Genomic DNA, 19,435 nt, shown 5'->3' with positions numbered 1-19,435 from the left:
ACAACATAACCCAAAGCGTTTATAAAACGAACCACCAAACAGGTGGTTGGATCTCTCTAGCAAGGATCGTGCAAACAATCTTCAAAAAAGACGGTGAATAACACACAAATAAATAATGCCGCGTAAATACGCGGCATTATTGGCTTCTTATCGCGCAAATCGCGCAAGAACTCCGTTAAACGGCTTGTTGCAGGATCACCGCATCGGCCTTCTTGGTGTAGGAGGCGATCTCGTTGAAGTTGAGGTAGCGGTAAGTATCTGCCGCAGTGGCATCGAGCGCCTTGGCGTATTGCAGGTACTCCGCCACGGTCGGGAGCTTGCCGAGGATGGCGGCAACGGCGGCCAACTCTGCTGAGGCCAGATAGACATTGGCTCCTTTACCCAGACGGTTCGGGAAGTTACGGGTGGAGGTGGAGACCACTGAGGCTCCTTCCGCTACCCGCGCCTGGTTGCCCATGCAGAGGGAGCAGCCCGGGATCTCGATGCGGGCACCGACGCGACCAAAGATACCGTAGTAGCCCTCTTCGGTCAGCTGATCCTTGTCCATCTTGGTGGGAGGCGCGATCCACATGCGGGTCGGCAGCTCGCCCTGATACTTCTCGAGCAGTTTGCCGGCTGCGCGGAAGTGACCGATGTTGGTCATGCAGGAACCGATGAACACCTCGTCGATCTTGTCGCCAGCCACGTCGCTCAGCAGACGGGCGTCGTCCGGATCGTTCGGTGCACACAGGATCGGCTCCTTGATGGTGGCCAGATCGATCTCGATGATTTCGGCGTACTCGGCATCCTTGTCCGCTTCCATCAGGGTCGGGTTGGCCAGCCACTCTTCCATCCCCTTGATGCGACGGGTGATGGTGCGTACGTCGCCGTAGCCTTCGGAGAGCATCCATTTCAGCATCACGATGTTGGACTTCAGATACTCGATGATCGGCTCTTTATCCAGCTTGATGGTGCAACCGGCAGCTGAACGCTCGGCGCTGGCATCTGCCAGCTCGAATGCCTGCTCCACTTTCAGGGTCGGCAGACCTTCGATCTCGAGAATGCGACCGGAGAAGATGTTCTTCTTGCCCGCTTTCTCGACGGTCAGCAGCCCTTTCTGGATGGCGGCGTAGGGGATGGCATGCACCAGATCACGCAGGGTGATGCCCGGCTGCAGCTGGCCCTTGAAGCGCACCAGCACGGACTCCGGCATGTCCAGCGGCATCACGCCGGTGGCGGCGGCGAAGGCCACCAGACCGGAGCCCGCCGGGAAGGAGATACCGATGGGGAAACGGGTGTGGGAGTCACCACCGGTACCCACGGTATCCGGCAGCAGCATGCGGTTCAGCCAGGAGTGGATGACGCCGTCACCCGGACGCAAGCTCACACCGCCGCGGTTCATGATGAAGTCCGGCAGGGTGTGGTGGGTCTGTACGTCGATGGGCTTCGGATAGGCTGCGGTGTGGCAGAAGGACTGCATGGTCAGATCGGCGGAGAAGCCGAGGCAGGCCAGATCTTTGAGCTCGTCGCGGGTCATCGGGCCCGTGGTGTCCTGAGAGCCGACCGTGGTCATCTTGGGCTCGCAGTAAGTGCCCGGGCGAATGCCCTTCACGCCGCACGCCTTGCCCACCATCTTCTGGGCCAGGGTGAAGCCTTTACCGGTATCGGCCACCGGCTGCGGGCGACGGAATACGGTGGAAAACGGCAGCCCCAGCGCTTCGCGGGCCTTGTCGGTCAGGCCGCGGCCGATGATCAGCGGAATACGGCCACCGGCACGCACTTCGTCGATCAGCACGTCGGTTTTCAGTTCAAACTGCGCAAGCACCTGGTCGGTGCCGTGTTTGCAGATCTTGCCGGCATAGGGGTAGATGTCGATCACATCGCCCATTTCCAGCTTGGAGACGTCCACTTCGATGGGCAGAGCGCCGGCATCTTCCATGGTGTTGAAGAAGATCGGGGCAATCTTGCCACCCAGACAGACACCGCCAGCGCGCTTGTTCGGCACGAACGGAATGTCGTCGCCCATGAACCAGAGCACCGAGTTGGTGGCGGATTTACGGGAAGAGCCGGTACCGACCACGTCACCCACATAGGCCAGCGGGAAGCCTTTCTCTTTCAGGGCATCGATGGTCTTGATGGGGCCGACGGCGCCATCCTTGTCCGGGGTAATGCCGGGACGGGCGTTTTTCAGCATCGCCAGCGCGTGCAGTGGAATGTCCGGGCGGGACCAGGCGTCCGGTGCAGGAGAGAGGTCGTCGGTGTTGGTTTCGCCGGTCACCTTGAACACGGTGACGGTGATCTTCTCGGCCAGCTCCGGGCGGGAGAGGAACCACTCGGCATCAGCCCAGGACTGCATCACCTGTTTGGCGTGGACATTACCCGCCTTGGCCTTCTCTTCCACGTCGTGGAAAGAGTCAAACATCAGCAGGGTGTGGGAGAGCCCCTTGGCGGCAAGCGGCGCCAAGGTGGCGTGATCCAGCAGGTCGATCAGCGGTTGAATGTTGTAACCACCCTGCATGGTGCCCAGCAGCTCAACAGCTTCGGCGGCAGTCAGGATGGGAGAGTGGGCTTCGCCCTTGGCGACGGCGGTGAGGAAACCGGCTTTGACATAGGCCGCTTCATCGACACCGGGGGGAATACGGGAGGACAACAGCTCTTTCAGAAAGTCTTGTTCGCCAGCGGGCGGGTTCTTGAGCAGCTCAACCAGGGCGGCGACCTGCTCTGCATCCAGAGGTTTGGCAACCACGCCCTCGGCGGCACGTTCTGCGACGTGTTTACGGTATGTTTCAAGCACGACTAATTCCTCTTTGGTCTTTTTTTGGGGTTCGCCCACGCTCGCGGCGATCGTCCTTGCGGGACACCCCGTAGGGTGCTCCCCACTATATAAGTTTTAACGACTAATTAAAATCCAAACCCTGTTTACTCATTCACCACAAAATCGTAACCAATTAAACAGACTGGTATTTTTTGAAAATTAATTGAACGCCCTCAACCAGAGTTAACAAATTGGCATCATTTCGGCATTATTCGAACGTACTGCCCAATTGCAGATAGAAGACGTCATTGCCCCCCTCCGCCATGCCGTAGCCGAGGAACACAGGGCCGAGGAAGCTCTCCACCCCGACATAAACCGACCCGGCGGTAAACGAGCTCTCCAGACTGATATCCTCCCCCTTGTTCCAGACCCCGCCCTGCTCCAGAGATCCGCCCAGATAGAGCGGCATCTTGAGGGCACCGAAGTCATTGTCTGCCACCCGATAGATGTAGCGCAGGCCACCAAACAGGCTGTAGCGACCGCTCAGCTGGTAGCGCTGGAAACCGGAGAGGCGGAACAGTCCGCCCAGATCCTGAATATGCAGCGGCACCACCTCTTCACTGCCCGAGCCACCCCCTTCGAGGATCAGGTTGAGGCTGTGCCTGTCCCATGACCAGGGCTTGATCATCGAGAGCTGATAATTCCAGCCTTCACTGCGGCCATCTGCTGACTCGAGTCCATCCACACTGACATGGGAGTGGCCCAGTTTCATGTCCCATTTCATCCCCTGATAGGGGAAATAGCGGCTATCCAGGTTGTCGTGTTCAAAGCGGACATAGGGGCCCCACGCCGTGGCATCCATCTCCAGCCCCTTGAAGTTCTTCACATCAATCGTGCCCAGTTGTCCCTCCAGCCCCATCGACAACCTGCTCCAGGGCTGGCGGTTCCAGCCCACCGACAGATCACCGCTGAAGAAGGAGTATTCGGAGTCGAGATAGCTTATCGAAACCGTCTCGGGATCCGGATTGGGGAAAAACAGGCGGCGCAGGGTCTGGTCATAGGCCAGGCTCGCCTCACCATAGAAGGTCTGGGAGGGTTCGAGGGGGGTATAGAAGTCGGTCTTGATATGTTTGGCCGTGCCCAGCGACGCCTCGGTCAGCCACTCGGCCCCCCACTCGTTGACGTTGGTGAGGGTATAGGACATGCCGACGTTGTAGTTGGAGGTGTTCTCGAAGTCATCGGTGAAACCGAACTGGAAGTTGAGGTAGCCCGGCCCCCAGTTCTTCTCGCTGGCATCCACCAGCAGCACGTTTTCCCCGTCACGCTCCTCCACCTCGTAGGTGATGCGATCGAACGACTCAAGGGCATAGAGGCGGCGAATGCCCGCTTCCAGACTCTCGTTGGTCTGCACCTTGTCAGGCCGCACTTTCAGCATGGCGCGCACCGTCTCGTCGGAGAGGCGCGACTTGTTGATGATCTCCACCTTGTCGATGAAGTAGGCGGGTTGACCGCTACGCTCGGCACGGCGGCTCAGCTTCTGGTTGCGATAGGCGTTGTACTGCGCCTTGGTGAGCGACAGCTTATCGAGTTGCAGCGACACCTTGTCAGCCGCCGTCTCACCGATCTTGATCCCCTCCGGCATGCGGGCAAAGTCGGCGATCCCCATATCGCCAAACTCGGGGGCGATCAGAATATCCTTCGGTCCCATCAGCGCCTTCTGCTTGTCGGTGCCCACCTGGGTCATGTAGGTGGTGAGCTGGTCGATCATCGCCAACCCTGACTTGAGGGACTCCCGGGTACGCAGCTTGGCACCGATATCCACCGCGATCACCACATCGGCCCCCATCGCCTTGGCGACATCCACCGGCATGTTGTTGACGCTACCGCCGTCCGCCAGGATGTGCCCCTCCCACTCCACCGGCTTGAGGGCACCGGGAATGGACATGGAGGCCTGCATCGCCTTGGCCAGGCTGCCGTGATCCAGCACGAAAGGCGTCACCGTCTCCATGTCGGTCGCCATGGCGCGGTAGGGGATCGGCAGATCGTCGAAACTCGCCTGCACCGGCAGGTTGGAGGTGGCCCCCCGCAGCAGGCTGGCCATGGATTGGCCCTGGAAGAAACCGTCCGGCAGCTGGGTGGTGTCGCCATTCACCCCGATGTCGGTGCGCAGCTGATACTGCTCGTTCTGCTGCTTCTTACGCAGCGACAGCTCGTCGCGGCCAACCTTGTCCTGATACCCCTTGTTCCAGTCGATGGCCAGAGTGGTGCGCTCCACCTCCTCGGCACTGAGCCCCATGGCGTACATCCCCGCCACATAAGAGCCCATGCTGGTGCCGACTATGATGTCGACCGGGATCCGTTTCTGCTCCAGCACCTTGAGGATGCCGATATGGGCCGATCCCTTGGCGCCGCCGCCGCTGAGCACCACCGCAATTTTCGGACGATCCCCCTGTGCCGCCACAGCCAGCAACGGGCAGGCCGCCAGCATCACCAAAAGCAGGCGGGTCCATCCCGCACCTAAGCTGCGCATCATATTTTCCATATTATTCAGAGGGTCAGTCACCAAGGATGGCCTCTACTATAAGGGGCCCGGCAGTTAGCGCAACCGTCAATCCGCCTCCCGCCTGTGCTGCATGGCGAAGGGGCACGCCGCCGCCCCTGTGAGCGCAAACGTAATCCGCAAATAAAGGGCTGCAAGCCTCATGGGTAGCGCCGCGCTGCCGCTAATATGAGCGTCGTCAATCTCAACCTTTTGAGCACCTTTATGCTGGCAACCCTCACGCTTAAACAAAAAATACTGGCCACGGTCACCCTGGCCGTGGTCGTCTCCTGCCTGCTGGTAGGCTACTTCAGCCAACGCTCGGCCCAGCAACTGATCGAAAACCGGATGTTCGAGCAGGAGCTGCCCAACCTGACCCAGCGGATCAGCAAGGAGATTGAGCAGGATCTCCACGGCATCGCCCAGGCCGCCCGCCAACTGGCCACCGACCGCTTCATCCTCGACTGGGTAGAGCGGGGCATGCCCAAAGAGCAGGAGCCGATCCTCATCAACCAGCTCAAGGATGTGGCCAACCAGTATGGTCTGGTGACCGCCTCCTTCGCCGATCGCCAGACCGCAGCCTACTACAACCAGGATGGCTTTCTGCGCAACCTGACACCCACGCAAGACGCCTGGTTCTATGACTACACCAAGAGCCAGAAGGAGATGACCCTCAGCATCTTCCGCGAGAGCAACGGCGAGGTGAAGCTGTTCGTCAACTTCCAGCAGCTCAACGGGCGCGGGCTGGCGGGCTTTGCCAAATCCCTCGACACCATGGTGACCATGGTCTCCAACTTCCGGCTGGAAGAGAGCGGCATCGTCTTTATGGTCGATGGCAGTGGCAAGGTGAAGCTCCACCCCGAGGCCAACCGCATCGAACGCGATACTCTGGGCGGCATCGCCAGCGGTGATACCGGTAGCCTGCTGGCCAAACGTCCCTTTGCCGTCATCAACGCTGAAGTCAATGGCGAGCCCATGGTACTGGCCAGCAGCTATATCCCGCTGCTCGACTGGTATCTGGTGGCCCAAGTGCCAGAAGCCGAGATCTATGCCGAGCTGGATCAGACCCGCAACGAGATCCTGATGATCTCGCTGGTGATTGCGCTGGCCATGGGGCTGATGGGGATGCTGCTGGCAGGCTCGGTCAGCCGCCCGCTTAACGAGTTGGCCCGCCTGTTCAAGGAACTGGGCAGCGGCGATGGTGATCTCACCCAACGCCTCAAGGTGGAAGGGCGTGACGAGCTGAGTCAGGTCGCCACCGGCTTCAACAACTTCGTCGCCAAGATCCACGGCTCCATCGAGCAGGTGGCGGAGAACTCCCGCCAGCTCGCGGCCACCGCCAACGAGGTGGCCAACAAGGCGCAGCTGACCCAGCACAACTGTACTGCCCAGCGTGACCGCACCGTGCAGGTGGCCACAGCCATCCACGAAATGGGGGCCACGGTGAGCGAGATCGCCGGTAACGCTTCGCTGGCAGCCGAAGTAGCCAGACAGGCCAACGATCAGGCCGATGCGGGGGCAGTAGTGGTAGCGCAGGCGCGCCACGGCATCGTCGACCTCTCAGGCGAAATTGAGCAGGTGGCAGGGGTTATCGAGTCGCTGGCGAGCCAGACCGACTCCATCGGCAGTATCCTCGAAACCATCCGCAGCATCTCGGAGCAGACCAACCTGCTGGCACTGAACGCGGCTATCGAGGCCGCTCGCGCCGGTGAACAGGGTCGCGGTTTCGCCGTGGTGGCAGATGAAGTGCGCAATCTGGCCAACCGCTCCGCCGCCTCGACCGCCGAGATCCAAGGGATGATCAACCGCTTGCAGGAGCAGAGTGCCCGCGCCGTCAGCGCCATGGCACAAGGGCGCAACCAGAGTCTGGAGGTGGTGAGCCAGGCCGATGAGGCCAACGCCGCCCTCGGCCAGATCACCGCCCACATCACCCAGATCAACGACATGAATATCCAGGTCGCCACCGCCACCGAGGAACAGTCGAGCGTGGTCGGCGAGATCAACCGCAACGTGGAAGATATCAACCAGCTCACCATGGAGACCGCCGATATCGCCCACCAGCTGACCGAGTCCAGCCGCAGCCTGCAGCAGCTCTCCGGTCAACTGGACAAGCTGGTCGGCAACTTCCGGCTCTGACCCCGACCTTGGCCTTGACCTAAGCCATCAACAACAGAGAGCGCCGTGGCGCTCTCTGTTGTTTTGGTGGCGGCTAATCAGGTATAGCAGTCAGCCCTTGCCATCCCGTTTGCGCTGATACATCAGCTCATCCGCGCGGGTGAGCAGCTCGGCCAGAGAGACACAGCCGCGCCCGTCATAGCAGACAATCCCGGTGCTGCAGGTCAGCGCATAACCGCAACCACTGTGCTGATTGTGCTCGGCCAACATGGCATTGAAACGCTCATAGGCTAGTTGTGCCTGCGCCTCTACCACATTGGGCAACAGGACGGCGAACTCATCGCCGCCCATGCGGGCAAACACGTCGGCGCCACGAAAAGCCTGCTTGAGCAGAGTGGCAAAGGCGATCAGGGCTCGATCACCTTCCGCATGTCCCCACCTATCGTTGATCCCCTTGAAGCCATTGAGATCCAGATAGAGCAGCGCCAGCGGCATCTGCAAGCGACTGGCCAGCGAGAGGCTCTTCTCCGCCAGCATCACGAACCCACGCCGATTGGAGATCAGGGTCAACTCATCAATGGTGGCCAGCTGCACCGCTTCGAGCTCCCGCACCACCATCGCCGCCAGATCCTTGAGCAGCCCCACATCTTCCTCGCTCAATTCCCGCGGCACCGTATCGATGATGCAGAGCGTCCCCAATTTGCAGCCGTTGGCGATCCGCAGTGGCTGTCCGGCATAGAAGCGGATGCCGGGCTCACCCACCACCAGCGGATTGTCGGCAAAGCGGGGATCCTGTGAAGCATCCGGCACGATGAAGGTCTCATTGCCCATGATGGCGTGGCCACAGAACGAAATGTCCCGGGCAGTCTCACGGACCTCCAGACCGATACAGGATTTGAACCACTGGCGATCTTCATCCACCAGACTTACCAGCGCGATGGGGACATTGAACACCCGTCGGGCCATGCGGGTCAGCCGGTCAAACCGCTCCTCGGCCTCGGAATCCAGCAAAGAGAGCCGCCGCAGGGTCTCCAACCGCAATGCCTCATCGGGTGGAATGGGTGCTTCTAGCATCGTGCCTCTCTCATCAGTGCCAAAACCTATCTTTAGCATATTGGGCTTTGTCGAAGTAGGGGCAGCAAGGAGAAAACAAAAAGCCGCTCATTCGAGCGGCTTTTTAGACAAGCGGGGAAGAAAATTACTTTTTCTTCTTGGCCTTGGCGTTCGGCAGGTCGGTGATGGAGCCTTCGAACACTTCGGCAGCCAGACCCACAGACTCGTGCAGAGTCGGGTGAGCGTGGATGGTCAGCGCGATATCTTCAGCGTCAGCACCCATCTCGATGGCCAGACCGATTTCACCCAGCAGTTCACCACCGTTGGTACCCACGATGGCACCACCAATGACGCGGCCGCTCTCCTTGTCGAAGATCAGCTTGGTCATACCGTCGGAGCAGTCGGACGCAATGGCGCGGCCGGAAGCAGCCCACGGGAAGGTGGCGACTTCGAAGTTCAGGCCTTGTTGCTTGGCTTCCTTCTCGGTCAGACCAACCCATGCCATCTCTGGCTCGGTGTAGGCGATGGACGGGATCACTTTCGGGTCGAAGTAATGCTTCTTGCCAGCGATCACTTCGGCGGCAACGTGACCTTCGTGAACACCTTTGTGCGCCAGCATCGGCTGACCCACGATGTCACCGATAGCGTGGATGTGCGCCACGTTGGTACGCAGCTGCTTGTCCACCTCGATGAAACCACGTTCGGTCACGGCAACGCCTGCCTTCTCGGCATCGAGCATCTTGCCGTTCGGCACACGACCTACGGCAACCAGCACGTTGTCGTAACGAACCGGCTCGGCCGGAGCGTGCTTGCCTTCGTAGGAGACGTACAGGCCGTCTTCGCGAGCTTCAACTGCGGTGACCTTGGTCTCCAGCATGATGTTGAATTTCTTGGCGACGCGCTTGGTGTAGATCTTGACGATGTCTTTGTCGGCAGCCGGAACCAGCTGGTCGGCAAATTCCACCACGTCGATCTCGGAACCCAGAGAGGAGTAAACGGTACCCATCTCCAGACCGATGATGCCGCCACCGATAACCAGCAGTTTGCCGGGAACGGTTTTCAGCTCCAGCGCATCGGTAGAGTCCCATACGCGGGGGTCATCGTGGGGGATGAACGGCAGCTTCACCGGACGGGAACCGGCCGCGATGATGGCGTTGTCGAAGGTCACGGTAGTCTTGCCGTCGGCACCTTCCACTTCAAGGGTGTTCGGGCCGGTAAATTTACCCAAGCCGTTAACAACCTGAACTTTACGCATCTTGGCCATGCCAGCCAGACCGCCGGTCAGCTGGTTGATAACCTTCTCTTTCCACAGACGGATCTTGTCGATGTCGGTCTGCGGGGCACCGAAGACGATGCCGTGCTCGGCCAGCGCCTTGGCTTCTTCAATCACTTTGGCAACGTGCAGCAGCGCCTTGGAGGGGATGCAGCCCACGTTCAGGCAGACGCCACCCAGGGTGGAGTAACGCTCGACGATAATAGTATCCAGATCCAGATCGGCTGCACGGAAAGCAGCGGAATAACCGGCAGGGCCAGCACCCAGTACTACGACCTGGGTTTTGATTTCTTTACTCATCATGACCTCTTTGTCGTTCTTATATCCCCGGACAGCGCAGTCTTATACCGAAACGGGTGGCTGCAGCCGTGAAAAAAACGGGGCAAGTTTACGATCATGTTAATGAAATGAGAAGTAAAAAGGGCAGGCTCTGGGCCCGCCCTCTCACTTACAGGACCAGTCGACGAATGTCGGACAGCACGCCGTTCATGGTGGTGATGAAGCGAGCCCCATCGGCACCATCGATCACGCGGTGGTCGTAGCTCAGAGCCAGCGGCAGCATCAGGCGCGGCGCAAACTCTTTGCCGTTCCACTTCGGCTTCATCTCGGACTTGGATACGCCCAGGATGGCCACTTCCGGCGCGTTGACGATCGGGGTAAAGCTGGTACCGCCGATGCCACCCAGGCTGGAGATGGTGAAGCAACCGCCCTGCATGTCGGCAGCGGTCAGCTTGCCGGCACGGGCCTTCTTGGAGATCTCGGCCAGATCGCGAGACAGCTCCATGATGCCCTTCTTGTTAACATCGCGCACCACGGGCACAACCAGACCGTTGGGGGTATCTACCGCCACACCGATGTGGATGTACTTCTTCATGATCAGCTTGCTGCCATCTTCGGACAGGGAGCTGCAGAAGCGCGGGTGAGCTTCCAGCGCCTTGGCGGCGGCTTTCAGGATGAACACCAGCGGGGTGATCTTCACGTCTGCCTTCTGCTTCTCGAGCATCGCGTTCTGCTCTTTGCGGAACGCTTCCAGCTCGGTGGTATCGGCTTCGTCGAACTGGGTGACATGAGGGATCATGACCCAGTTGCGGTGCAGGTTCGGACCGGAGATCTTCTGAATGCGGGTCAGCTCGACCTCTTCCACATCACCAAACTTGCTGAAGTCTACCTTCGGCCACGGCAGTACGCCCAGACCGTTGCCACCGGCTACGCCGGCAGAGGCAGGAGCGGACTCGGCACGCTTGATGGCATCCTTCACGTAGGCTTGCACGTCTTCTTTGACGATGCGGCCCTTGCGACCGGAGGCTTTCACCTTGGCCAGGTTGACGCCAAACTCGCGCGCCAGACGGCGTACTGCCGGAGAGGCGTGTACATAAGCGTCATTGGCAACGAAATCGGTCGCAGCGGCAGCTGCCTGGGCAACCGGAGCCGGAGCAGCGGCAACAGGGGCTGCAGCGACCGGAGCGGCAGCTTGAGCAACCGGCGCGGCGGCAGGAGCAGCGCCAGCCACTTCGAAGACCATGATCAGGGAACCGGTGGAGACCTTGTCACCCGCCTTCACCTTGATCTCTTTGACCACACCGGCGAACGGCGCAGGCACTTCCATGGAGGCCTTGTCACCTTCCACGGCGATCAGGGACTGGTCGGCTTCAACCTTGTCACCCACAGCAACCATGATCTCGGTGACTTCCACTTCGTCGCCACCGATATCCGGTACGTTGACCTCTTTGGCAGCGGTGGCAACCGGGGCAGCAGCCACAGGCGCGGCAGCTTGAGCCGGAGCAGCAACGGCAGCAGGCGCAGCGCCAGCCACTTCAAATACCATCACCAGAGAACCGGTAGAGACCTTGGCGCCAGCGGCAACCTTGATCTCGACTACGCGGCCTGCAAACGGTGCCGGTACTTCCATGGAGGCCTTGTCACCTTCCACGGCAATGATGGACTGGTCAGCTTCTACCATGTCGCCCACGGCAACCATGATTTCAGTCACGTCCACTTCGTCGTCACCGATGTCCGGTACGTGCACATCTTTGCGCACGGCTGCGGCAGGTGCGGCGGCCGGAGCAGCAGCAACCGGTGCAGCCACTTCTGCAGGAGCAGCAGCGCCTTCGGCTTCGAAGATCATGATCTGGGAACCGGTGGCAACCTTGTCGCCCACCTTGATCAGGATCTCTTTGACGATACCGGCGGACGGAGCCGGTACTTCCATGGAGGCCTTGTCGCCTTCTACCGCGATGATGGACTGGTCCAGCTCGACCTTGTCACCCACGGCCACCATGATCTCGGTGACTTCAACCTCATCGGCGCCGATATCCGGCACCATAATCTGTTTGGACATTGTGCTTTATCCTCTTGCGTCGATCCGCGTGACTGGCTGATGCCGCCACGCACATCTCGCGTTAACCGTTTTAAATCCTGGCAGGGTCGCGCCGTCATACGGCGCGACCCTTGATCCACTTACGCGTACAGCGGGTTGACCTTGTCGGCATCGATGCCGTACTTGGCGATGGCGTCGGCCACAACCTGCTTGTCTACCTCGCCGCGCTTGGCCAGTTCGGTCAGAGCAGCAACCACCACGTAGAACTCGTTCACTTCGAAGTGACGACGCAGGTTGGCACGGCTGTCGGAACGGCCGTAACCGTCGGTACCCAGCACGCGGTAGTTTTCGGTCGGAACGAAGGCGCGAACCTGATCGGCGAAGGACTTCATGTAGTCAGTCGCAGCGATGGTGGCTTCGGAACCCAGTACCTGAGCGATGTACGGTACGCGAGCTTCGGCAGTCGGGTGCAGCATGTTCCAGCGATCCGCGTCCTGACCGTCACGAGCCAGCTCGTTGAAGGAGGTGACGCTGAACACATCGGAACCGATGCCGTACTCGCTGGCCAGGATCTGGGCAGCCTTGCGCACGTGACCCAGGATGGAACCACAACCCAGCAGCTGAACTTTCGCCTTGGCACCGGCTACGGATTCCAGCTTGTAGATACCCTTGCGGATGCCTTCCTCGGCGCCTTCCGGCATGGCCGGCATGGCATAGTTCTCGTTCAGGGTGGTGATGTAGTAGAACACGTTCTCCGGGTTCTCACCGTACATGCGGCGCAGGCCGTCCTGTACGATCACCGCCACTTCATAGGCGTAGGACGGATCGTAGGAGATGCAGTTCGGGATGGTGTTCGCCAGGATGTGGCTGTGACCATCTTCGTGCTGCAGACCTTCACCGTTCAGGGTAGTACGACCGGAGGTTGCACCCAGCAGGAAGCCACGGGCTTGCTGGTCACCGGCTGCCCACGCCATGTCGCCGATCCGCTGGAAGCCGAACATGGAGTAGTAGATGTAGAACGGGATCATCGGGCAGTCGTTGGTGCTGTAAGAGGTCGCAGCAGCCAGCCAGGAGGACATGGCGCCCAGCTCGTTGATACCGTCTTGCAGAACCTGACCCTGCTTGTCTTCCTTGTAGTAGGAGACGATGTCGCGGTCTTGCGGGGTGTATTGCTGACCGTGCGGGCTGTAGATACCGATCTGGCGGAACAGGCCTTCCATACCGAAGGTACGGGCTTCGTCAGCGAGGATCGGAACGATGCGCTTGCCGATGGACTTGTCTTTCAGCATCACGTTCAGGGAACGCACGAACGCCATGGTGGTGGAGATTTCGCGCGCCTGCTCGCCCAGCAGCGGGCCGAAGGCATCCAGTGCCGGGATTTCCAGCTTGGTGGTGCTTTCGCGCAGACGGGTCGGCACATAGCCTTTCAGGGCGGTGCGACGGTCGTGCAGGTATTTGTGCTCGGCAGAACCGGCTTCGATCTTCAGGTACGGCAGATCGGCCAGCTGCTCGTCGGCCACCGGCAGGTTGAAGCGGTCACGCAGGTGACGCACGGAGTCCAGCTCCATCTTCTTGACCTGGTGAGCAATGTTCTTGCCTTCAGCCGCTTCACCCATGCCGTAACCCTTGATGGTCTTGGCCAGAATAACGGTCGGCTTGCCCTTGGTCTGGGTCGCCTTGTTGAATGCAGCGAACAGTTTGCGAGGATCGTGACCACCGCGGTTCAGGGCAAAGATCTCCTCGTCGGTCATGTCTTTGACCAGCGCGGCAGTTTCCGGATAACGGTTGAAGAAGTGCTCGCGGATGTAGCCACCGTCGCGGGACTTCATAGTCTGGTAGTCACCGTCCACTGTCTCGTTCATCAGCTGGATCAGCTTGCCGGAAGTGTCTTTCTTCAGCAGCTCATCCCACTTGCGACCCCAGATCACCTTGGTGACATCCCAACCGGCGCCAGCGAACAGGCCTTCCAGCTCGTTGATGACCTTGCCGTTACCGACAACCGGACCATCCAGACGCTGCAGGTTGCAGTTAACCACGAACACCAGGTTGTCGAGCTTTTCACGCACGGCAACGGTCAGAGCACCTTTGGCTTCCGGCTCGTCCATCTCGCCGTCACCCAGGAAGGCGTAAACGGTCTGCTCGGAGCAATCCTTGATGCCACGGTCGGTCAGGTACTTCAGGAAGCGAGCCTGATAGATGGCGGCGATGGGGCCCAGACCCATGGATACGGTCGGGAACTGCCAGAAGTCCGGCATCAGTTTCGGGTGCGGATAGGAAGGGATACCCTTGCCGTCCACTTCCTGACGGAAGTTGTCCAGCTGCTCTTCGGTCAGACGACCTTCAGCAAAGGCACGAGCATAGATGCCCGGGGAGATGTGCCCCTGGAAGTAAACCAGATCGCCACCATCCTTCTCATTGCGAGCACGGAAGAAGTGGTTGAAGCAGACATCATAGATGGTCGCAGAAGAAGCGAAGGAAGACATGTGACCACCCAGGTCCAGGTCTTTCTTGGACGCGCGCAGCACGATCATCATGGCGTTCCAGCGGATGATGGCGCGAATGCGGCGTTCCATCTCCAGGTCACCCGGGTAGTCCGGCTCATCGCTGGACGGGATGGTGTTGATGTAATCGCGATTTGCCTTGGCAGCCACGTCCACACCGCTTACGCGGGCTTTCTCGGCCAACTGTTCAAGGATGAACTGAGCGCGTTGCGGACCCTCTTCACGCAGCAGGGATTCCAGAGAGGCAAGCCACTCCAGCGTTTCTATCGGGTCCACATCGTTCTTCAGGATATCAGACATGGCTGGTTCCTATGTTGTTGTGATTGCACGGCATTGCACGGCGAAGGGCGCAAGCATTCGACAATAAAGCCTTGTGGGATTAGTTTTCCTGCTGACGGATCCGACGCATGGATCGCTGGATCCGGCTGTCTTCCCTCTGCATATCCAACAAGGTGTCCTCGATAAAGGCCAGATGCTCATGACAAGCTGTTCTGGCCCGCTCCGGAGCCCCCGAAAGAATAGCCTCGATCAGATTCGCGCGATGGCGACGTATCTTGGCTACCACTCCCGGGCGGCGATTCAAAATCTCGTTATTCTGCAGAATGTTCTGTTCGAGCATCGGGCTCATGGCCCGCAGCAGGTGCAGCAGCACCACGTTGTGGGAGGCCTCGGCCACCGCCAGATAGAACTGGGTCACTGCTGCCGACTCGGCCACCAGCGAACCGAGTTGGCCCGCCTCTTCGATGGTGGTTTGCACCTGACGAATGCGCTCGAAATCAGACCCGGTTCCCCGCAAGGCCGCGTAGTAGGCACAGATGCCTTCCAGCGCGTGGCGAAACTCCAGCAGGTCATACTGGGCTTCCGGGTGGGTACTGAGCAGTTCGAACAGAGGATCGGCGATCCCCTTGCTCAGGGCATTCTGCACATAAGTGCCGCCGCCCTGACGGCGATAAAGCAATCCGCGCGCTTCCAGTCGCTGGATGGCTTCGCGCAGGGAGGGGCGCGATACCTGAAACTGGATGGCGAGTTCCCGCTCGGGAGGCAATTTCTGCCCCGGCTGCAGGCTGCCTTCCAGAATCATCTGTTCCAGCTCGGCGACAATGGAGTCGGCCAACTTGGGTTGCGTAATCTTGCGATAGGGCATGAGGCTACTTTGTTAAATTGGTATTACCAATTTTATGGATGGGGCGAAAATTAGCAGAGGCCTTTTGAAAAGTCCACTCAAAAGATGATCTGAGTCAAGAATCAGCCCCACCACTTAAGAGGTAAAGCAGGGGAAACATGATTTAGCTCATAGAAAATGGTCTGACCAATATTCTTGACCGCGCTCACAAATAACATTTGCGCAACCAGAGACAAAAATGGCCTGCCAGATAGGCAAGCCATTGATTTTAAAATCCAAACTAAATTTGAATATTTACTTTAGCTGTTTAGTAGTTGCCGGTAGTAATCCCACTGGAAACTGGCACCGGGATCCGTCTTGCGCCCTGGTGCGATATCGCAATGGCCGACAACTTTTTCGTGGGTAATCGCCGGATAGCGCTCCGAGATGGCTCGGGTGAGCCCTGCCAATGCCCGGTATTGAGCCTCGGTGTAGGGGATTTCGTCAGTCCCTTCCAGCTCGATGCCGATGGAGAAGTCATTGCATGCCTCCCTCCCCTGCCAGATCGAGACACCCGCATGCCAGGCGCGCGCGCCGAATGGCACATACTGCACCAACTCGCCATCACGGCGGATCAGGCAATGAGCCGAAACCCGCAGCTGATGGATACCGGCAAAATAGGGGTGAGCATCGGGGTCGAGTCGCCCCATAAAGAGATCGTCGATAAAGGGGCCACCAAACTCCCCCGGCGGCAGGCTGATGCCATGCACCACCAGCAGGGAGATATCATCCGGGGCAGCCCGTTCGTTGTGATGGGGAGAAGGCACCCGGCGCGCCTGCTGGCACCAGCCAGCAGCATCGATAGAGAAACAAGGTTGCGAAGCGAGTTGAGTCATCGGCTACTCGAGTTGGCTGATAAATGGCGAGAAAACGAAGATACCTGATAGGCAACCCGACACCAACTCACTGAATTAAAGGGAAATGGTATGTTAGGCTGAGTCATCTTCCGCTCGATATGGATGGGGTATGCAGCACACGGCACGCTGGATGTGGTTACTGGCCTGGCTCTCTTTGATGGGCCTGCTGACCCTCTATTTTCACTCCCGCAACCAACCAAGCGTCACCGCCAGCGGCGAGCTGTTGCTGCGGGCCGACCAGAGCGGCCACTATCGTCTGGAGGGTGCCATCAACGGCCAGCCGGTGCAACTGCTGCTCGATACCGGCGCCACCCGTATCACCATCCCGCAGCAGGTTGCCGAGCGCCTCGGCCTGACCGCTCACGGCAGCAGCCAGGTCAATACCGCTGCGGGGCAGATCCGGGTCGGCAACGGCACCATCGAAACGCTGGCGATGGGGCCATTGACCTTGTACGATCTGGCCATCTTTATCAATCCGGCGGCAGACGGTGACGAAGTGCTGGTTGGCATGAACGCCCTCGGTCGGCTGGAGCTGGTTCAAAAGGAGCGGCAACTGCTGCTCAGACCCTTGCAGGAATAAGGCATGTTTCAACAGGATGTCAGCCGCGCCGTGCGCGCCGCACTACTCGAAGATCTGGGCGATGCCCTCACCACGCTGGACCAACCGGACGCCAGCGCCGATATCACCGCCCAGCTGATCCCGGCGGATCGGATGGCCAGCGCCCGGGTCATCACCCGTGAGGCCGGAGTGTTCTGCGGCCAGCCCTGGGTGGACGAAGTGTTCGTACAACTCGGCGGTGACGTGAAGGTAGAGTGGAAGGTGCAGGATGGGGAAGTGCTCTCCCCCAATCAGGAGCTGTTCCGCCTCCATGGCCCTGCCCGCCTGCTGCTGACCGGCGAGCGCAATGCGCTGAACTTTGTCCAGACCCTCTCCGGCGTCGCTACCCTCACCGCCCGCTACGTGGCAGAGCTGGAGGGCACCGACTGCCGTCTGCTTGACACCCGCAAGACCATCCCCGGGCTGCGCACCGCCCAGAAGTACGCGGTCACCTGCGGCGGTGGCAAGAATCACCGCATCGGTCTCTACGACGCTTATCTCATCAAAGAAAACCACATCCTCGCCTGCGGCGGCATTGCCGAGGCGATTAATGAGGCTCGTCATCTCAATCCGGGCAAACCGGTAGAGGTAGAAGTCGAAACGCTGACAGAGCTGGAACAGGCGCTGGCGGCACACGCCGATATCGTGATGCTCGACAACTTCGACGTGACCATGATGCGGGAAGCGGTCGCCATCAATCAGGGCCGCGCCAAGCTGGAGGTCTCCGGCAATGTGACGCTGGACACCTTGGCCGAGTTTGCCGCCACCGGCGTCGATTTTATCTCGGTCGGGGCGCTGACCAAGCATGTGCGGGCGCTCGATCTCTCCATGCGCTTTATTCAGCAGTGAGATTCACCCCGCAGGCCTGAGCAAATACTCGACCTAACCGGATAAACAACTTGCAAAAGGCGCCATGGGCGCCTTTTCTTTATGCAGGATCCCTCAGCAAAGGAGTGTAATGACGGACCCGCTTCCACCCGTAACAAAGAGTCATAAGAAGCCACTTATTTTATGACTCGCATCAAGTTTTTGGTAAATGACATGAAAGTGGTTAACAAAGGCAGCAATCTCTGTTGCCACCCCTGACAGCTCGGATAAGATACTGACGTTCGGACGATTTTCTACCGACACTTCCCAGGAACCAAGGATAAAAGGATATTTCAAATGAAGAAACAATCGGGTTTTACCCTTATTGAACTGATGATCGTGGTCGCGATCGTGGCCATTCTGGCGGCGATTGCACTTCCTGCGTATCAGACCTATACGCAGAAGGCTAGATTTACAGAAGTTATTTCCGCTACAGGACCTTTCAAAACAGCAATTGAAATATGCGCTCAAACCACTGGCGCCCTTGGAGGATGTGATGCTGGAACTAACGGTGTTCCTGCTGAGGTTTCTGGTGCCAATGGTAACGTACAGTCAGTAAAAGTAGATTCCACAACAAATGCGATCACTGCAGAAGGCGTTGCGACATCATTCGGTGGCACAGCATACACATATATACTGGTCCCGACCCTGACTTCAGGAAAAATCAATTGGGCCCCAAATCCCTCTGGCACTGTTGGCACATGTGTAGGCGCAGGCATCTGCTAACGCATGACCTCTAGCCCTAATAGCGGCCTGGCGTTAAGCCTGGCCGCCTCTTCACTGATCAGTGAAGAGGACTCCCAGCGCTATCTGAGCCAGGCCAAGGCCCAGCGCAAACCCTTTGTGACATTTCTGATTGAGAACGAGATCCTCGACAGCAAGGCGCTCGCCGATTTTTGCGAGCTGGAGTATGGGGTACCTCTGCTGGATCTTGCCGCCTTCGATTTGGCCGAGATCCCGCAGAAATACCTCAATCAGAAGCTGATTGAGAAACACCATGTGCTGCCCATCTACACCCAGGGCCACACCCTCTATATCGCCATGTCGGATCCGACCAATGTCTCGGCGTTGGAGGACTTTGGCTTCAGCTTCGGGCTACATACCGAAGCGTTGCTGGTGGAGGAGAACAAACTCACCGCCGCCATCGGCAAGCTGCTGGAGAGCGAAAATGACGCCCTCGGTATGGAGGATATCGACGAGTCCGAGATTTCGGATCTCGAGGTCTCCGACGAGAACAGCCGGCTGGACGAGAGCGTCAATACTGCCGATGACGATGCTCCCATCGTCAAGTACATCAACAAGATCCTGATGGACGCCATCAAGCGCGGTGCCTCCGACCTGCACTTCGAGCCATATGAGTTCAAGTATCGGGTGCGCTTTCGCATCGATGGCATTCTGCATGAAATCGCTACCCCGCCG

The 19,435-nt window shown here is 59.0% G+C and carries 12 protein-coding genes and 1 pseudogene; 5 read left to right on the top strand and 8 right to left on the bottom strand.

Annotated elements, in window-relative coordinates; all coding sequences use genetic code 11:
* Positions 1-175 precede the first annotated feature (175 nt).
* Positions 176-2,773: a bifunctional aconitate hydratase 2/2-methylisocitrate dehydratase gene (gene acnB / locus AACS18_RS12265; RefSeq protein ID WP_108612428.1), complete on the bottom strand. Its 2,598-nt coding sequence runs from the start codon at positions 2,771-2,773 to the stop codon at positions 176-178.
* A gap of 229 nt (positions 2,774-3,002) precedes the next feature.
* The gene (locus tag AACS18_RS12260; protein ID WP_108612412.1) at positions 3,003-5,264 is read right to left on the bottom strand and encodes a patatin-like phospholipase family protein; all 2,262 of its coding nucleotides are present in this window, start codon (positions 5,262-5,264) and stop codon (positions 3,003-3,005) included.
* A 234-nt stretch (positions 5,265-5,498) separates the two neighbouring features.
* On the opposite strand from AACS18_RS12260, the gene AACS18_RS12255 reads away from it, so the two are divergent.
* Complete coding sequence (locus tag AACS18_RS12255; protein ID WP_108612427.1) at positions 5,499-7,409, top strand: methyl-accepting chemotaxis protein; 1,911 nt, start codon at positions 5,499-5,501, stop codon at positions 7,407-7,409.
* Between the two features lie 90 nt (positions 7,410-7,499).
* Here the strand turns inward: AACS18_RS12255 and AACS18_RS12250 are convergent, their stop codons facing one another.
* The 6 genes from AACS18_RS12250 to ampD all read right to left on the bottom strand — a co-directional run bounded on the left by AACS18_RS12250 (position 7,500) and on the right by ampD (position 16,530).
* On the bottom strand, positions 7,500-8,462 hold the full coding sequence (locus AACS18_RS12250; protein WP_108612411.1) for a sensor domain-containing diguanylate cyclase: 963 nt from the start codon (positions 8,460-8,462) through the stop codon (positions 7,500-7,502).
* A gap of 124 nt (positions 8,463-8,586) precedes the next feature.
* Positions 8,587-10,014: a dihydrolipoyl dehydrogenase gene (lpdA, locus tag AACS18_RS12245; RefSeq protein WP_108612410.1), complete on the bottom strand. Its 1,428-nt coding sequence runs from the start codon at positions 10,012-10,014 to the stop codon at positions 8,587-8,589.
* A 148-nt stretch (positions 10,015-10,162) separates the two neighbouring features.
* Positions 10,163-12,052 carry a pyruvate dehydrogenase complex dihydrolipoyllysine-residue acetyltransferase gene (gene aceF, locus AACS18_RS12240; RefSeq protein ID WP_108612409.1) on the bottom strand — a complete coding sequence of 630 codons (1,890 nt, stop codon included), beginning with the start codon at positions 12,050-12,052 and terminating at the stop codon, positions 10,163-10,165.
* Between the two features lie 119 nt (positions 12,053-12,171).
* Positions 12,172-14,832, bottom strand: coding sequence for a pyruvate dehydrogenase (acetyl-transferring), homodimeric type (gene aceE / locus AACS18_RS12235; protein ID WP_005355086.1), 2,661 nt, complete (start codon positions 14,830-14,832; stop codon positions 12,172-12,174).
* 79 nt (positions 14,833-14,911) lie between these two features.
* Complete coding sequence (gene pdhR / locus AACS18_RS12230; RefSeq protein ID WP_005336127.1) at positions 14,912-15,676, bottom strand: pyruvate dehydrogenase complex transcriptional repressor PdhR; 765 nt, start codon at positions 15,674-15,676, stop codon at positions 14,912-14,914.
* A gap of 278 nt (positions 15,677-15,954) precedes the next feature.
* Positions 15,955-16,530, bottom strand: a complete 576-nt coding sequence (gene ampD / locus AACS18_RS12225; RefSeq protein ID WP_108612408.1) for a 1,6-anhydro-N-acetylmuramyl-L-alanine amidase AmpD — start codon at positions 16,528-16,530, stop codon at positions 15,955-15,957.
* Positions 16,531-16,660: 130 nt separating this feature from the next.
* Between ampD and AACS18_RS12220 the strand changes: the two genes are divergently transcribed.
* The 4 genes and pseudogenes from AACS18_RS12220 to tapB form a co-directional block, all read left to right on the top strand.
* Positions 16,661-17,131 (top strand): retropepsin-like aspartic protease family protein, encoded by a 471-nt coding sequence (locus tag AACS18_RS12220; RefSeq protein WP_040068932.1) that lies wholly within the window; start codon positions 16,661-16,663, stop codon positions 17,129-17,131.
* Between the two features lie 3 nt (positions 17,132-17,134).
* A complete protein-coding gene (nadC, locus tag AACS18_RS12215) occupies positions 17,135-17,998 on the top strand; it encodes a carboxylating nicotinate-nucleotide diphosphorylase (protein WP_108612407.1) in 864 nt (287 codons plus the stop codon).
* A gap of 315 nt (positions 17,999-18,313) precedes the next feature.
* A complete protein-coding gene (gene tapA / locus AACS18_RS12210; RefSeq protein ID WP_108612406.1) occupies positions 18,314-18,742 on the top strand; it encodes a type IVa pilus major pilin TapA in 429 nt (142 codons plus the stop codon).
* A 3-nt stretch (positions 18,743-18,745) separates the two neighbouring features.
* Positions 18,746-19,435 (top strand): annotated as a pseudogene (tapB, locus tag AACS18_RS23435) (PilB family type IVa pilus assembly ATPase TapB); the annotation flags it as partial.

Source organism: Aeromonas sp. HMWF015 (assembly GCF_963878965.1).
Classification (GTDB): Bacteria; Pseudomonadota; Gammaproteobacteria; order Enterobacterales; family Aeromonadaceae; genus Aeromonas; species Aeromonas veronii.
The sequence above is the reverse complement of the archived record's forward strand: the minus strand, read 5'-3'. Positions and strand labels throughout refer to the sequence as shown.

Bases quoted from the DNA above. Each gene is read 5' to 3' on its own strand.
- lpdA (WP_108612410.1), bottom strand. From the start codon at position 10,014: ATGAGTAAAGAAATCAAAACCCAGGTCGTAGTACTGGGTGCTGGCCCT.
- aceF (WP_108612409.1), bottom strand. From the start codon at position 12,052: ATGTCCAAACAGATTATGGTGCCGGATATCGGCGCCGATGAGGTTGAA.
- AACS18_RS12220 (WP_040068932.1), top strand. From the start codon at position 16,661: ATGCAGCACACGGCACGCTGGATGTGGTTACTGGCCTGGCTCTCTTTG.
- AACS18_RS12260 (WP_108612412.1), bottom strand. From the start codon at position 5,264: ATGCGCAGCTTAGGTGCGGGATGGACCCGCCTGCTTTTGGTGATGCTG.
- nadC (WP_108612407.1), top strand. From the start codon at position 17,135: ATGTTTCAACAGGATGTCAGCCGCGCCGTGCGCGCCGCACTACTCGAA.
- AACS18_RS12255 (WP_108612427.1), top strand. From the start codon at position 5,499: ATGCTGGCAACCCTCACGCTTAAACAAAAAATACTGGCCACGGTCACC.
- tapA (WP_108612406.1), top strand. From the start codon at position 18,314: ATGAAGAAACAATCGGGTTTTACCCTTATTGAACTGATGATCGTGGTC.
- aceE (WP_005355086.1), bottom strand. From the start codon at position 14,832: ATGTCTGATATCCTGAAGAACGATGTGGACCCGATAGAAACGCTGGAG.
- ampD (WP_108612408.1), bottom strand. From the start codon at position 16,530: ATGACTCAACTCGCTTCGCAACCTTGTTTCTCTATCGATGCTGCTGGC.
- pdhR (WP_005336127.1), bottom strand. From the start codon at position 15,676: ATGCCCTATCGCAAGATTACGCAACCCAAGTTGGCCGACTCCATTGTC.
- AACS18_RS12250 (WP_108612411.1), bottom strand. From the start codon at position 8,462: ATGCTAGAAGCACCCATTCCACCCGATGAGGCATTGCGGTTGGAGACC.